This is a genomic window from Gordonia polyisoprenivorans NBRC 16320 = JCM 10675 (assembly GCF_000241325.1).
Classification (GTDB): Bacteria; Actinomycetota; Actinomycetes; order Mycobacteriales; family Mycobacteriaceae; genus Gordonia; species Gordonia polyisoprenivorans.
The window spans coordinates 73117-86785 of the sequence record NZ_BAEI01000057.1; the positions used below are offsets into that span (position 1 = coordinate 73117).

Consider the following 13669-nt stretch of genomic DNA (forward strand, 5'->3'; position numbering starts at 1 on the left):
CTGCGGCGGCGAGATCTCGCCGGCCGGGGAGAGGAGCTGCTACATACCGGCGAGCATGTCGTCGCGCCGCTCGATGATCGACGCCCGCATCTGTGAGGTCAGCAGCGTCGGGGTGCCCAGTGCCATCATGTGGCCGCTGTCGTGCGGATTCACGCCGTTGGCCCGCAGAAACGGCTCGGCCCGTTGCGACACACTGCCTTTCACGCCGAACCAGTCGAGAAACTCGGCAACGGTCGTCGTCAGGAAATCCCCGCCGAGGGTGTCGTTGGCGCGCCCGATGATCCAGCCGATGGCGGCCGCCGCCCGATCGGTCGACGCTTTCCGACGAAAGATCGCAGGATCGCGGCGCGCCGCCCGGGCCAGCAATCGCCGCATGGCCGTGCGGTGTTCGACGTCGAAGAAGACCTCCGCGCTCGCATCGCAGCGCTGCCGGATCACCTCGACCACGGGCAGGATGTCCTCGGCAATTCCCGTGACGTCGAACTGTTCGTCGGGCAGCGGCTCTGCGTCGAGGCTCAGCAGCGTCGGGCGTCCGCCGACCCGTTTGTCCAACTCGCACAGAATGAACTCTTCGAGAGATGACCCACTGGAATCGAAACCCGGTGGATAATCGGACAACCCGTCGAGGATCGAGGCATCCTGCCCGAGCGCCGACGCCCGGGCGAGCTGCGCCAGCAGTACGGCGTTGGATGGCCGGTCACGCCGGATCTCCTCCCGGAACTCTGCTTCGCATTCGTCGATCGCCGCGAGGGTGTCGGCGGTGGCGGCCCTGCTGATCCCGCGCTCACCGTGGCAGTAGCGGACGAAGCGACGCATCAACTCCGGGTACCGCTGAAGCGATTCGACGTCGTCGATGATCTTGCGCGGAATGCGATCGAGCAACATGATCTCGACGACCACCGGACTCCACCGCATGGGATCCGGTGCAGCCATCCACATCAACGGTTCGAGAGCGCTGCGGTGCTCCGCATCGTCGAGGGGTCGACCGTGGGGCGAGGCAAAGAACGCGTCGGCGAGCTCGGAGTACTCGACATCGGTCCACTCGCGCGGTGACGGCGCGGCACCGGCCTCAGGTAACAGCCGCAGCGCCCACTCGACCAGCGGACGGCACATCGGCCACGAGTCGGATTCGGCCGGCGGGAAGGTCATCCGACCGATCTTCATCGCCTCCTCGAGGGTCGCGCGAGCGGTACCCGCGTCGACGGGATCGCACACCACCGTGGTCATCGACGAGGATGCGCTCTCCCGGAAATGCGCGAGCAAATCCTCCACCGGCGCCGGAACGACGAAGGCATCCTTCACGATCGAACCCATGTTGTGGTCGACGTACACCAGGAATGAGAGCTCGTGCGCCGGCGGCCACCCGATCGTGAAGATGTAGGACTCGCCATCGCTCAGTTCGTCGCCGACGGCATAGACCTCAGAGACCACGCGCGCCTCGCCGAACGTGTCGAGCCACGCCGGCATCGGCTGGCGACGACCGGCCAGCGTGCGTGTGATGCGCGCCGCGAGGAGTTCGTCAGCCTCGAGTTCATCGGCAAGTAGTTCCCGGAAAACCGTCAGGGCGGCCGTCGTCTCGGCGAAGGAGATCTCCACGAACGACTCGATCAGCGTGTCGCGCGTGGCTCGATCCTCCCGATCGGCGAGCGGATGCGGTTCGGGATCGGTGGCCTCCAGCAGCCCGCCGAGCGTGACCAGCAGGTCGATCGGTTCACCGGTCCGCAGCGCGCGTCGGATGCTCTGGATGAGCGGCTGCTCGTCCGCCCCCGGCAGCGGTCCACCGCCGCGTCCACCGCCCGTTGCCGAACGCACCGGCTGCAGATGCCTGCGCTTGGGATCTTTCTTGCCTCGCGATCGCTTACCCATCACGGGCAGCGTACTGGCAAGCGGTCGGCGTCGTCAGGTACTGGTGGCGTGAGGTCGGCCGGGGCGCAGTCGACCGCAGAGCATCGGCGATGGCAGGCTGATCCCCATGCGTGCTGTCATCCAGCGGGTCACCGAGGCCTCGGTCGTCGTCGACGAGGACGTCGTGGGAGAACTCGACATCACACCCGGCGGCCACGGTCTGGTGGCCCTGATCGGCGTCACCCACGCCGACACCGAGGCCGACGCCACCAAGTTGGCCGACAAGATCTGGCGTCTGCGAATCCTCGACGGCGAGGCCATGGGCGGATCGCCGGCGGAGGTGTCGGCTGCCGACATCGACGCACCGATCCTGGTGATCAGCCAGTTCACGCTGTACGCCAACACCGCCAAGGGTCGACGCCCCTCATGGAACGCGGCGGCGCCGGGGGCGGTCGCCGAGCCCCTCGTCGATGCGGTCGTCGACGCCCTGCGGGCCGCAGGGGCGACGGTGGCCACCGGGCGTTTCGGCGCACACATGAGCGTGCGCCTGGTCAACGATGGGCCGGTAACCATCATCGTGGAGACGTGACACCGGTAGCTTCGAGGTCATGGGACGTATCACCGCACGTCGCCGGGTGATCCGCGTCCGGCGCGGCGAACCCACGGCGCGCGCCGACGTGCTGGCCGTCGAGGAACCACTGGAGATCCGGATCGGCGGTCGGGCACTGGTCGTCACCATGCGCACACCCGGCCACGACGTCGAGCTCGCGACCGGCTTCCTGGTGTCGGAAGGGCTGATCGCCCGCGCCGAGGACGTGATCTCGGCCCGCTACTGTGCGGGTGCCCGGGCCCCCGGCGAACCCAACAGCTACAACATTCTCGACCTCACCCTGGCCGACGGGATCGGTGCGCCCGACGCCGTACCCGCCCGACGCTTCACGATGAGCAGTGCCTGCGGAGTCTGCGGCAAGGACAGCATCGACGCGGTGGCGACGGCGTCGCGCTTCACCGTCGACGACGACCCGCTGGCCCTCGACACCGACACCGTCCTCGCACTCCCCGACCGTCTCCGTGAGGGACAAAAGGCATTCGACCGGACCGGCGGCATTCATGCCGCAGGTCTGTTCGACGGCACCACCGGCGAGATGCTGGTGATCCGAGAGGACATCGGACGTCACAACGCCGTCGACAAGGTCGTGGGCTGGGCCCTGACCCAGGATCGACTTCCGTTGCGCGGCACCGTCCTCCAGGTCTCGGGACGGGCCAGCTTCGAGCTCGTGCAGAAGGCGGCGATGGCCGGCATCCCGATGCTCTCGGCGGTGTCCGCTCCGTCCTCCCTTGCCGCGGACCTCGCCGAACAGCAGGGGATGACGCTGGCCGGGTTCGTGCGCGGTGATTCCCTGGTGCTCTACAGCCGACCCGACCGCGTCCTGGGATCACCGGCCCGGTGAGCCGCCCACATCCCCGCTTCCGACACCGCCGCTCTCACACCCGCTCCCCCGTCTGCCCGTCGAACCAGTGAACCTCGTCGGCGACGGGCAGCAGACCGATCTCGTCACCGACGGTGAACATCTGCCGGTGATCGGCACGCACCACCACCCGCCCGTCGCGCACCGGCAGATCGGCTGCGCTGTAGACGAATTGCTCGGCGCCGAGTTCTTCGACCAGTTCGACCCGTGCAGTCACCGACCGCGGTGTCCCGGCCGCGACCAGCTCCCAGGATTCGGCGCGCATCCCGACCACCGCCTTCCCCGGCACCGCCCGCGGCGCCGGCAGGTCGGCACCACCGAGGTCGACGTGCCCGTCGTGCACCTCGACGTCGATCAGACACATCTGTGGCGTGCCCATGAAACCGGCGACGAAGACATTGGCCGGATGCCGATAGATCTCCCGCGGCGTCCCGACCTGTTGCAGCACACCGCGATCGAGGACCGCCACCCGATCGCCCATGGTCATCGCCTCGACCTGATCATGGGTGACGTAAAGCGTCGTGGTGTCCAACTTGCGCTGCAACGCGGCGATCTGCGCACGTGTGCTCACACGCAGCTTCGCGTCGAGATTCGACAGTGGTTCATCCATGCAGAACACCTTGGGGTGCCGGACGATCGCCCGACCCATCGCGACCCGTTGACGTTGCCCGCCGGACAGTTTCGCGGGTTTGCGGTCGAGCAGTTCGTCGAGTTCGAGCATCGCCGCCACCTCGTTGACCCGGGCGGCGGTGTCGGCCTTGCTCATCCCCGCGTTGCGCAGCGCGAATCCCATGTTGTCGGCGACCGTCATGTTCGGGTACAGCGCATAATTCTGGAACACCATCGCCACGTCACGGGACTTCGGTGGCAGACCGACGACGTCGGCGTCGTCGATGAGGATGGCGCCCGATTCCACCGACTCGAGGCCGGCGACCATGCGCAGGCTCGTCGACTTGCCACAGCCCGACGGGCCGACGAGCACCATGAACTCGCCGTCGGCGATCTCGAGGTCGAGGGCATCGACGGCGGGCGAACCGTCGCCGAATCGCTTGGTGGCCTTGGCGTAGGTGACCGAGGCCATTACTTGGGCAGCTTCGGCTGGATCTGGGTGGTGTAGATCTGCTCGATCTGCTTCTGCGTATCGGCCATCGTCGCGGCGACGTCGGCGTTCTGCAGACCGATCTTCTCGAAACCGGTGCCGATGATCTTGTCGCCGCCGGGAATGAACACCCGAGCGTAGTTCTGCGGCTTGGTCTTCGGCAGTTGTTCGATCGCGGTCCGGAAGTTCGGGTTCTTGTCCAGGAAGGCGGTCATCGACGGCGCGGTGACCGCGGCCTTGCGCACCGGCATGTAACCGACGTTCTGCGAGAAGTAGGCCGTGTTGTCGGTGTTGGTGATGAAGTCGATGAACTTCAGCGCGTTGACCTTGCGCTCGTCGGAATTGCGGGCCGGGATGGCCAGTCCCGCACCACCGGTCGGGCAACCGATCGTGCCGTCCGGGGCCGGAAGGAACGCCGTCGAGAACCGGAATTTCGCATCCGAGGTGATACCCGAGAGGTCACCGGTGGAGGCGACCGTCGAGGCGAGGAGTCCCGCGCTGAAATCACCGGCGATGTCGTTGGAGATCTTCGCGTACCGGTCCTTGTTGATCGTGTCGCTCAGATACTGCGCAGCGGCAACGGTTTTCGGGTCGGTGAACGTCATCGTCCAGTCGTCGGAGTAGGCGCCACCGAAGGTCCAGGTGGGTCCTTGGAAGGTCCAGCCCAGGTAGTCCACGGCGTTGCCCCACCCGTGCGCCGACTTGCCCGAGCCCACCACCGACTGGATGCGCGGACCCCACTCGGCGAACTCCTGCCACGACGCCGGACCGCGGGCGGGCAGCCCGGCCTGGCTCCACACATCGGCGTTGTAGTAGAACAGCGGGGTCGACCGTGCGTACGGCAGCGCCCACGTCTTGTTGTTCCACTTGTAGTCGCCGACAAGGGAATCGACGTAGCCCGACGGATCGACGCCGGCCTTGCCGAAGAGGTCGTCGAGCGGTGCGATCGCACCGATCAGGGCGAAGTTGAACCACCACACATCGCTGAGGATGATGATGTCGGGCAGTGCGCCGCCCGACAGTGCGGCGTTGAACTTCTGCGCCGCCTCCTCGTAGTTCTTTCCCGCATCGATCAACTGCACCTTGATGCCCGGGTTGGCCGCCTCGAACCGCTTGATGAGTTCCTTCTCGACGTCGGTCGACTTGCCGGGATGGTTCGACCAGAAGGTCAGGTTGTTGGGATCACCGTCATTGCTCGAGCCGCCACCCGAGCCGGCACATGCAGCGAGGGCGGCCGCAGCGGCCACGGTCAGTCCGGCGCCGAGGAATCCACGGCGGGTCAAGTCGGTCATGCGCATTCTCCTGGATGTGTGATGAGTGATGAGAGTGGGTCGGGATGGTCAAACAGGCGGGGCCACAACGGTGTACGCGATCACCCCTTGACCGCACCGGAGGTCAGGCCCTTGATCATGTGGCGTTGGAGTGCGAGAAAGACGATCAGCATCGGCAGCATCGCCAGGACCGTCGCGGCCATCACCGGTCCCCAGTTGGTGACGCCGTCGTTGTTCTGCAGCTGCGTCAGTCCCACCGGCAGTGTCGCCACGCTGTAGTCGTCGGCCATCAAGAACGGCCACAGGTATTCGTTCCATTCGTTGACGAGGGTGATGAGGGCGAACGCCACCATCGTCGGAATCGACAACGGCAACACCACACGCACGAGCAACCGGATGTGCCCGGCGCCGTCCATGCGGGCGGCCTCGATGATCTCCGGTGGGATCGACAGAAAGTGGTTGCGCATCAAGAAGGTTCCGAACGCGACCCCGGCCAGCGGCACGATGATCCCGGCGAAGGTGTTGCGGAAACCGAGTTGGGCGACCAGCGAGTAGTTGGTGATGACGGTGATCTGATTGGGCACCATCAGCGCCGCGATGATCACCAGGAACACGAGGTTCTTGCCCGGGAATCGCAAGAAGACCAGACCGTAGGCGCTGAGCACGCCGAGCACGAACTTGATGACACCGAGGATCAGCGTGACGATCAGCGAGTTGCGCAGGAACTGCCAGAACGGCACCGAGGTGGTGGCCTCCCGGTAGTTCTCGGGATGCCACGTCGAGGGCCACCACACCGCGGGCTGTACGTAGATCTCGGATCGATCCTTGAAGGAGGTCAACACGATCCACGCCAGGGGCACCACGACGACGGCCAACGCGACGAGCATCGCGAGATAACCCAGCACCTGCACCGTCCGCCGACGCCTGCGCGCACGTACGGCAATCCGTCCGCGCTCGTCGGAGACGATCGCCCCGCCGCGTCGGTGCGCGTCCGCAACCGGTGTGTCCGTGGTCGAGGTCATCGTGCGCCTCGATCCATCAGCCGTACCTGGGCGACGGTGACCACGAGCAGGATCAGGAACATGATGGTGGCGACGGTCGCACCGTACCCGGCGCGGAAGTTGCGGAAGGTCTCCTCGTAGACCTGGTAGACCATCGTCGTCGTGCCGTTACCCAGGGGACCACCGCGGGTCATCACGTTGATGATGTCGAAGACCTGTAATGAGTTGAGCAACACGGTGATCGAAAGGAAGAACGTCGTCGGACGCAGCTGCGGCAGGAGCACCTTGCGGAAATGTGTCCAGCCCGAGGCGCCGTCGACGGCGGCCGCCTCGTCGAGATCTGCCCGTTTACCCTGTAGCGCAGCGAGATAGATCACGAACGCGTATCCGAGGTTCTTCCACACGTAGGTGACGGTGATCATGAACAGCGCCCAGTGGGGTTGCTGATAGAAGTCCGGCGCCGACCCCAGTCCGAGCCGATGCATCAGGTCGTTGATCAGGCCGAAATTCGGGTCGAACACGAACTGGAAGGCGATGCCGACCGCCGCGCCCGACAGCACGAACGGGGCAAAAACCACCGACCGCACCAGGTTTCGGCCCTTGAGCTGCCGATCGAGCAGTAACGCCAGCGCCAGTCCGAGGGCCATGCTGCCGACGACCGCGACGACGGTGAACACCACCGTGTTCACGACGATGGTCGCGGTGTCCTCACGGGTGAACCATTCGCGATAGTTCGCGAGGCCGATGAACGTCGAGCCGGGCGAGGAGATGTTCCAGTCGTAGAACGACATCCGGATGTTCTCGATCAGCGGCCGATAGGTGAACACCGCCAGCAGAACGAGATTGGGGCCCACGATGGCAAGGAACAGGGCATAGGACTTCCACGGCCGACGCCGGCCCGCGCGGGGCAGCACATGTTCGTTCACCGATGGCACCCGGCGAGTATTCAGCCGGCACCTGACCGGACGCGAACGGCTGCGTTGAGCGCCGGTGAGCGATACGTGTCCGGCAGGTGTCGCCGCCTGAATCGGATACGGCGCGTCGCCGCGGTCAGCTGGGCCGAAAGATCAGGACGGTCGGTTGGTGAGGATTCGCGGCCCGTCGGCGGTGACGGCCACGGTGTGCTCCCAATGTGCGGCACGCGAGCCGTCGTCGGTGACGACCGTCCAGTCGTCGTCGAGAACGCTTGTCTCGGTCGTGCCCAGGGTGAGCATCGGCTCGATCGCGAGGGTCGACCCGACGACGAGCAGGGGGCCCGAGCCGGGCGCACCCTCATTGGCCAGGAACGGTTCCATGTGCATCTCACGACCGATACCGTGACCGCCATAGCCGTCGACGATCCCGAACGCACGATCGAACTCTCGCTCGGCGTCGTGGGTGCCGGTCTCGATGGCGTGCGAGATGTCGGTGAGGCGTGCGCCGTCGATCATGGCGGCGATCCCGGCCTCCATCGACAGCCGGGTTGCCTCGGAGAGCTCGGCATCGGCCTGCGACAGTTCACCGACCCCGAAGGTCCAGGCCGAATCCCCGTGCCAGCCATCGAGAATGGCACCGCAATCGATCGAGACCAGATCGCCCTCGGCGAGAATGACAGTGCTCGACGGGATTCCGTGCACCACCACGTCGTTGACCGACGAGCAGATCGATCCCGGGAATCCGTGGTAGCCCTTGAACGACGGCACCGCCCCGGCCTGACGGATCACGGTCTCGGCGACCTCGTCGAGTTCGAGGGTGCTCACCCCGGGCGCTGCCGCCGCGCGCACGGCAACGAGCGCGGCACCCACGACGGCACCGGCGGCTTCCATCGCGTCGAGTTCCCCGGCGCTGCGGAACGGCACGCGCTTGCGTTTACGGAATCCCATCACCACACCTCATCCGATCGTCTCGGCTGGAAGAAAAGGCGCCGGGCCACACCGATCGTGCGGTGTGGCCCGGCGCCGGAAAATACTTGTGTCGGTGGACGTCAGGAGACGCCGGCACCGAGTGCGCTCAGCACCCGCTGATGCACGTCCTGGATGTCGCCGACCGCGTCGATCGTCTTCACCTGATCGCCGTAGTAGTCCAGCAGCGGCGCGGTCTCCTTCTGATACACCGACATCCGATTGCGGATGACCTCTTCGGTGTCATCGGCACGGCCACGGGCCAGCATGCGCTCGACGACGACGTCGGGGTCGACCACGAACGACAGCACCGCATCCAGCGAGGAATCGAGACCGTCGAGGATCTCGGCGAGGGCGTCGGCCTGCTCGGTCGACCGCGGGAATCCGTCGAGGATGAATCCCTTCGACGCATCCGGCTCGCCGACCCGGGCGCGCACCATGTCGACGGTGATCTCCGAGGGCACGAGGTCACCGGCGTCGAGATACCGCTTGGCTTCGATGCCCACGGCGGTGCCCTGTGAGATGTTGGCGCGGAACAGATCACCGGTGGAGATGTGCGGGATGCCGAGCGATTCGCTCAACAGTTCCGCCTGGGTACCTTTGCCTGCTCCGGGGGGCCGAGAATGACAAGTCTCACTTCAGGAATCCTTCGTACTTGCGTTGCATCAATTGACTGTTGACCTGCTTCATCGTGTCCAGTCCCACGCCGACCATGATCAACACGGCCGTGCCCCCAAATGGCAGGTTCTGAACACCACCACTGTTCCCGATCTCCAGGAACAGGTTCGGCAGTACCGCGATGATACCCAGGTAGATCGAACCCGGCAGGGTGATGCGACTGAGCACATACCCGAGGTAGTCCGCGGTCGGTTGCCCCGGGCGGATACCCGGGATGAAGCCACCGTACTTCTTCATGTCATCGGCACGTTCCTCCGGATTGAAGGTCACCGCCACGTAGAAGTACGTGAAGAAGATGATCATCAGGAAGTACACGATGATGTAGACGTAGTTGCTCGGGTCGGCGAGATAGGTGCTGACCCAACGCTGCCAGCCCGACGGCGCCTCCGACGAGCTCTGCGTGAGCTGCACGATGAGCTGCGGCAGATACAGCAGTGACGAGGCGAAGATGACCGGGATGACGCCGGCCTGGTTGACCTTGAGCGGCAGGTAGGTCGACGACCCGCCGTACATCTTGCGGCCCACCATGCGCTTGGCGTACTGCACCGGGATGCGCCGCTGGCCCTGCTCGATGAAGACCACACCGGCGACGATGATGAGCACCGCGACCACGACGAGCCCGAAGACCAGGCCGCCTCGGCTGGTGAGGATCGTGCGTCCCTCGGCGGGGATACGGGCGGCGATGCCCGCGAAGATCAGTAGCGACATGCCGTTGCCGATGCCGCGTTCGGTGATCAGCTCACCGAACCACATCACCAGGCAGGCGCCTGCGGTCATCACCAGGACGATGATCGTCAGGCCCAGGATCGACTTGTCGTTGAGGATGTTGTCGCCGCAACTCGAGGGCAGCAGGTTGCCGCGCACGGCCAGTGCCACGATGCCGGTGGACTGCAGCAACGCCAGCGCGACCGTCAGGTAGCGGGTGTACTGCGTCATCTTGGCCTGACCCGACTGGCCCTCCTTGCGGAGTTGCTCGAAGCGCGGGATGACCACCGTCAGCAACTGCACGATGATGCTGGCCGTGATGTAGGGCATGATGCCGATCGCGAACACCGACAGCTGCAGCAGTGCGCCGCCGGAGAACAAGTTGATCAGCGAATAGACCTGGTTGCCGCCACCACTGTTGATGGTGTCGATGCACTTGTGCACCTCGACGTAGTTCACGCCCGGTGAGGGAACCGTCGCCCCCAGGCGATACAGCACGATGATGCCGATGACGAAGAGGATCTTCTTCCTCAGATCGGGCGTCCTGAAGGCCGCGATGAGGGGGGAGAGCACTAATTCCTCCTAGAACGACCACGCGTCATCTTGCACCGGGTGTCCGGCTCACGTGCTCGGCAATCGACATTGATCAGTGGTTGCGGGGCAACAACGGTGAAACTCTAACAGCCGCTCGCGCGCGGCCCGTCCGACGTCTGGTGTGACGTCGTCGGCCGGGCACGGCCGTCGCGGCCGCCACCTTCCGATGGCGGCCGACGCTCGGACGTCATCCCCCCGGGCGCCGGTGACCACAATAGACGTCGTGGTCGGCCGGGTGCCCCGACGCCGAGGTCCGCAGCGGCGACGACGCGGTGTCGCATCCGCTACGGACCTCGGCTACCTGCATTTTTTCTTACTGCTCGGTCGCGCTGCCACCGGCAGCGGCGATCTTCTCCTTGGCCGATGCGGTGAATTTGTCGGCGGTGACGTTGACCGCCACACCGAGTTCACCGTCGCCGAGGACCTTCACGAGCTTGTTCTTGCGGACGGCTCCGGCGGCGACGAGCTCGTCGACGCCGATGGTGCCGCCCTGCGGGAACAGACGGGCGATGTCGCCGACGTTGACGACCTGATACTCGATCCGGTTGCGGTTGGTGAAGCCCTTGAGCTTCGGCAGCCGCATGTGGATCGGCATCTGGCCACCCTCGAAGGCGGCGGGCACGTTCTTGCGTGCCTTGGTGCCCTTGGTGCCGCGGCCGGCGGTCTTGCCCTTGGAGCCCTCGCCGCGACCCACACGGGTCTTGTCGGTCTTCGCGCCCGGAGCGGGGCGAAGATGGTGGAGCTTGATGGTCATGACTTAACCTCTTCGACTGTCACGAGGTGCGAAACCACGTTGATCAGACCGCGGTTGATCGGGGTGTCCTCGCGGGTGACCGACTTGCGGATGCCCTTGAGGCCGAGCGTCCGCAGGCTGTCACGCTGGTTCTTCTTGGTACCGATGGTGCCCTTGACCTGGGTGATCTTCAGCTGTGCCATCTCTCTCACACTCCCTGGCCGGCACGGGCGCGGAGCATACCGGCCGGTGCCACGTCTTCGATGGGGAGACCACGACGAGCCGCGACCTCTTCCGGACGCTGCAGCATCTTCAGGGCGGCCACGGTGGCGTGGACGACGTTGATCGCGTTGTCCGAGCCGAGGCTCTTGGCGAGAACGTCATGGACGCCCGCGCACTCGAGCACGGCACGCACCGCGCCACCGGCGATCACACCGGTACCGGGGCTGGCCGGACGCAGCATCACGACACCGGCGGCGGCCTCACCCTGAACCGGGTGGGTCACGGTGCCACCGATCAGCGGAACGCGGAAGAAGTTCTTGCGAGCCTCTTCGACGCCCTTCTGGATCGCGGCCGGGACTTCCTTGGCCTTGCCGTAGCCGACACCGACCATGCCCTGGCCGTCGCCGACCACCACGAGAGCGGTGAAGGAGAACCGGCGGCCACCCTTGACCACCTTGGACACACGGTTGATCGCGACGACCCGCTCGAGCTGGTTGCGGTCGTTGTCGCGGCCACCGCGGTCACCGCCGCGACGGTCACGGCCGCCCCGGCGATCGTTGCGGTCTCCGCTTGCGTTGTTGTTGTTGTCGTTTCCGGCGGGTCCGTTTCCGCCGTCACGCTGACGTCCGGGCATCAGAGGATCCCTCCGGTCTTGGTTTGGGTACGTGTGGTCATCATCAGAACTGCAGGCCTCCCTCACGGGCGGCGTCGGCGAGCGCGGCGATCCGGCCGTGGTAGTCCTTGCCACCACGGTCGAACACGACGGCGTCGATGCCGGCGGCCTTGGCGCGCTCGGCGATCAGCTCGCCGACCTTGCGGGCCTGGGCGGACTTGTCGCCGCCGGCCGCGCGGACGTCGGCCTCGATGGTCGACGCCGCGGCCAGCGTGTGGCCGGCGAGGTCGTCGATCAGCTGCACGTGGATGTGGCGGCTGCTGCGCTTGACCGCGAGACGCGGACGCACCGGCGTGCCGGCGACCTTCTTGCGCAGGCGGAAGTGACGACGGTTGGTCGCGGTGCGACGGCGGGTCGACACATCCTTGCCGAGGGGCTTGCGGACTGTCTTGGCTGCTGTATCACTCATGGCTTACTTACCCGTCTTTCCGACCTTGCGACGGATCTGCTCGCCTTCGTAGCGAATGCCCTTGCCCTTGTACGGGTCCGGGCGACGCAGGCGGCGGATGTTCGCCGAGATCTGGCCGACTTGCTGCTTGTCGATACCCGACACCGAGAACTTGGTGGGCGACTCGACGGCAAAGGTGATGCCCTCGGGAGCCTCGATCGGCACGGGATGGCTGTAACCGAGCGCGAACTCGAGGTCCTTGCCCTTGGCCTGGACGCGGTAGCCGACACCGAAGATTTCCATCTTGTTGGTGTAGCCCTTGGTCACGCCCTCCACGAGGTTGGCGACCAGCGAGCGGTTCAGGCCGTGCAGGGCACGGTTGCGGCGCTCGTCGTTGGGCCGGGTGACCACGATGGTGGCGTCTTCCTGCGCGACGGTGATCGGCGCGGTGACGGTGTGGCTGAGTTCGCCCTTGGGTCCCTTGACGGTGATGGTCTGGCCGTCGATGGAGACGGTGACGCCCGCGGGGATCTCGATCGGGTTCTTACCGATACGCGACATGTTTGTGTACCTCCCCTTACCAGACGTAGGCGAGGACTTCGCCGCCCACGCCCTGGTTGGCTGCCTGGCGATCGGTGAGCAGACCGGACGACGTGGAGATGATGGCCACGCCGAGGCCACCCAGGACCTTGGGCAGGTTGGTGGACTTGGCATACACCCGCAGACCCGGCTTGGACACGCGGCGCAGACCGGCGATGCTGCGCTCCCGCGAGGGGCCGTACTTGAGGGCGACGACGAGGTTCTTGCCGACCTCCGCATCTTCGGTGCGGTAGTCGGTGATGTAGCCCTCACGCTTGAGGATCTCGGCGATGTTCACCTTGATCTTCGACGAGGGAAGAGTCACCTCGTCGTGGAACGCCGAATTGGCGTTACGCAGACGTGTCAAGAAGTCTGCGATCGGGTCAGTCATGGTCATGGTTGACCGTCAACCTTTCTCGTAGCGGTTCCCATACAGCGCCGGTCAGCGATGTGACTCCAGAGGATCGCTCCCCTGACCTGCGGTGGGCCTTCCACGAAGTGGATAGTTGTTATCTGTTCTCGTCGCCGATGC

15 protein-coding genes and 1 pseudogene are annotated in these 13669 nt (G+C 65.6%); 2 read left to right on the forward strand and 14 right to left on the reverse strand.

The window, feature by feature from the left end:
• Positions 1 to 39: 39 nt before the first annotated feature.
• Positions 40 to 1866: a hypothetical protein gene (locus GOPIP_RS14240; RefSeq protein ID WP_035728051.1), complete on the reverse strand. Its 1827-nt coding sequence runs from the start codon at positions 1864 to 1866 to the stop codon at positions 40 to 42.
• Between the two features lie 106 nt (positions 1867 to 1972).
• Here GOPIP_RS14240 and dtd point away from each other — a divergent pair, with 106 nt between their 5' ends.
• Both dtd and fdhD read left to right on the forward strand, forming a co-directional pair.
• Entirely contained in the window at positions 1973 to 2434 is a 462-nt protein-coding gene (gene dtd / locus GOPIP_RS14245) for a D-aminoacyl-tRNA deacylase (protein ID WP_006370396.1), read from the forward strand.
• 19 nt (positions 2435 to 2453) lie between these two features.
• A complete protein-coding gene (gene fdhD / locus GOPIP_RS14250; protein ID WP_006370397.1) occupies positions 2454 to 3296 on the forward strand; it encodes a formate dehydrogenase accessory sulfurtransferase FdhD in 843 nt (280 codons plus the stop codon).
• A 34-nt stretch (positions 3297 to 3330) separates the two neighbouring features.
• Here the strand turns inward: fdhD and GOPIP_RS14255 are convergent, their stop codons facing one another.
• From GOPIP_RS14255 to rpsH, 13 genes and pseudogenes are all read right to left on the reverse strand, one after another.
• Entirely contained in the window at positions 3331 to 4395 is a 1065-nt protein-coding gene (locus tag GOPIP_RS14255) for an ABC transporter ATP-binding protein (protein WP_006370398.1), read from the reverse strand.
• Complete coding sequence (locus GOPIP_RS14260; protein ID WP_006370399.1) at positions 4395 to 5705, reverse strand: ABC transporter substrate-binding protein; 1311 nt, start codon at positions 5703 to 5705, stop codon at positions 4395 to 4397. Before GOPIP_RS14260 ends, GOPIP_RS14255 begins: the two co-directional genes overlap by 1 nt.
• A gap of 80 nt (positions 5706 to 5785) precedes the next feature.
• A complete protein-coding gene (locus tag GOPIP_RS14265; protein WP_006370401.1) occupies positions 5786 to 6706 on the reverse strand; it encodes a carbohydrate ABC transporter permease in 921 nt (306 codons plus the stop codon).
• Positions 6703 to 7620, reverse strand: a complete 918-nt coding sequence (locus tag GOPIP_RS14270) for a carbohydrate ABC transporter permease (protein ID WP_020170473.1) — start codon at positions 7618 to 7620, stop codon at positions 6703 to 6705. The genes GOPIP_RS14265 and GOPIP_RS14270 overlap by 4 nt, the downstream gene beginning before the upstream one ends.
• Before the next feature lie 132 nt (positions 7621 to 7752).
• Entirely contained in the window at positions 7753 to 8547 is a 795-nt protein-coding gene (gene map, locus GOPIP_RS14275) for a type I methionyl aminopeptidase (protein ID WP_035728053.1), read from the reverse strand.
• A 101-nt stretch (positions 8548 to 8648) separates the two neighbouring features.
• Positions 8649 to 9202: pseudogene (locus GOPIP_RS14280) on the reverse strand (adenylate kinase).
• Entirely contained in the window at positions 9199 to 10521 is a 1323-nt protein-coding gene (secY, locus tag GOPIP_RS14285; protein WP_006370409.1) for a preprotein translocase subunit SecY, read from the reverse strand. The pseudogene GOPIP_RS14280 and the gene secY overlap by 4 nt, the downstream one beginning before the upstream one ends.
• Positions 10522 to 10855: 334 nt before the next feature.
• On the reverse strand, positions 10856 to 11296 hold the full coding sequence (gene rplO, locus GOPIP_RS14290; RefSeq protein ID WP_006370411.1) for a 50S ribosomal protein L15: 441 nt from the start codon (positions 11294 to 11296) through the stop codon (positions 10856 to 10858).
• Positions 11293 to 11478 (reverse strand): 50S ribosomal protein L30, encoded by a 186-nt coding sequence (gene rpmD / locus GOPIP_RS14295; protein ID WP_006370412.1) that lies wholly within the window; start codon positions 11476 to 11478, stop codon positions 11293 to 11295. The genes rplO and rpmD overlap by 4 nt, the downstream gene beginning before the upstream one ends.
• Positions 11479 to 11483: 5 nt before the next feature.
• Positions 11484 to 12131 carry a 30S ribosomal protein S5 gene (rpsE, locus tag GOPIP_RS14300; RefSeq protein WP_006370413.1) on the reverse strand — a complete coding sequence of 216 codons (648 nt, stop codon included), beginning with the start codon at positions 12129 to 12131 and terminating at the stop codon, positions 11484 to 11486.
• 43 nt (positions 12132 to 12174) lie between these two features.
• Positions 12175 to 12579, reverse strand: a complete 405-nt coding sequence (gene rplR, locus GOPIP_RS14305) for a 50S ribosomal protein L18 (protein WP_006370414.1) — start codon at positions 12577 to 12579, stop codon at positions 12175 to 12177.
• Positions 12580 to 12582: 3 nt separating this feature from the next.
• Positions 12583 to 13119, reverse strand: a complete 537-nt coding sequence (rplF, locus tag GOPIP_RS14310) for a 50S ribosomal protein L6 (protein ID WP_006370415.1) — start codon at positions 13117 to 13119, stop codon at positions 12583 to 12585.
• A 16-nt stretch (positions 13120 to 13135) separates the two neighbouring features.
• A complete protein-coding gene (gene rpsH, locus GOPIP_RS14315; protein WP_006370416.1) occupies positions 13136 to 13534 on the reverse strand; it encodes a 30S ribosomal protein S8 in 399 nt (132 codons plus the stop codon).
• Positions 13535 to 13669 lie beyond the last annotated feature (135 nt).

Coding starts and splice junctions, on each gene's coding strand:
- GOPIP_RS14240 (WP_035728051.1), bottom strand. CDS start 1,866: ATGGGTAAGCGATCGCGAGGCAAGAAAGATCCCAAGCGCAGGCATCTG.
- dtd (WP_006370396.1), top strand. CDS start 1,973: ATGCGTGCTGTCATCCAGCGGGTCACCGAGGCCTCGGTCGTCGTCGAC.
- fdhD (WP_006370397.1), top strand. CDS start 2,454: ATGGGACGTATCACCGCACGTCGCCGGGTGATCCGCGTCCGGCGCGGC.
- GOPIP_RS14255 (WP_006370398.1), bottom strand. CDS start 4,395: ATGGCCTCGGTCACCTACGCCAAGGCCACCAAGCGATTCGGCGACGGT.
- GOPIP_RS14260 (WP_006370399.1), bottom strand. CDS start 5,705: ATGACCGACTTGACCCGCCGTGGATTCCTCGGCGCCGGACTGACCGTG.
- GOPIP_RS14265 (WP_006370401.1), bottom strand. CDS start 6,706: ATGACCTCGACCACGGACACACCGGTTGCGGACGCGCACCGACGCGGC.
- map (WP_035728053.1), bottom strand. CDS start 8,547: ATGGGATTCCGTAAACGCAAGCGCGTGCCGTTCCGCAGCGCCGGGGAA.
- rplO (WP_006370411.1), bottom strand. CDS start 11,296: ATGACCATCAAGCTCCACCATCTTCGCCCCGCTCCGGGCGCGAAGACC.
- rpmD (WP_006370412.1), bottom strand. CDS start 11,478: ATGGCACAGCTGAAGATCACCCAGGTCAAGGGCACCATCGGTACCAAG.
- rpsE (WP_006370413.1), bottom strand. CDS start 12,131: ATGCCCGGACGTCAGCGTGACGGCGGAAACGGACCCGCCGGAAACGAC.
- rplR (WP_006370414.1), bottom strand. CDS start 12,579: ATGAGTGATACAGCAGCCAAGACAGTCCGCAAGCCCCTCGGCAAGGAT.
- rplF (WP_006370415.1), bottom strand. CDS start 13,119: ATGTCGCGTATCGGTAAGAACCCGATCGAGATCCCCGCGGGCGTCACC.
- rpsH (WP_006370416.1), bottom strand. CDS start 13,534: ATGACCATGACTGACCCGATCGCAGACTTCTTGACACGTCTGCGTAAC.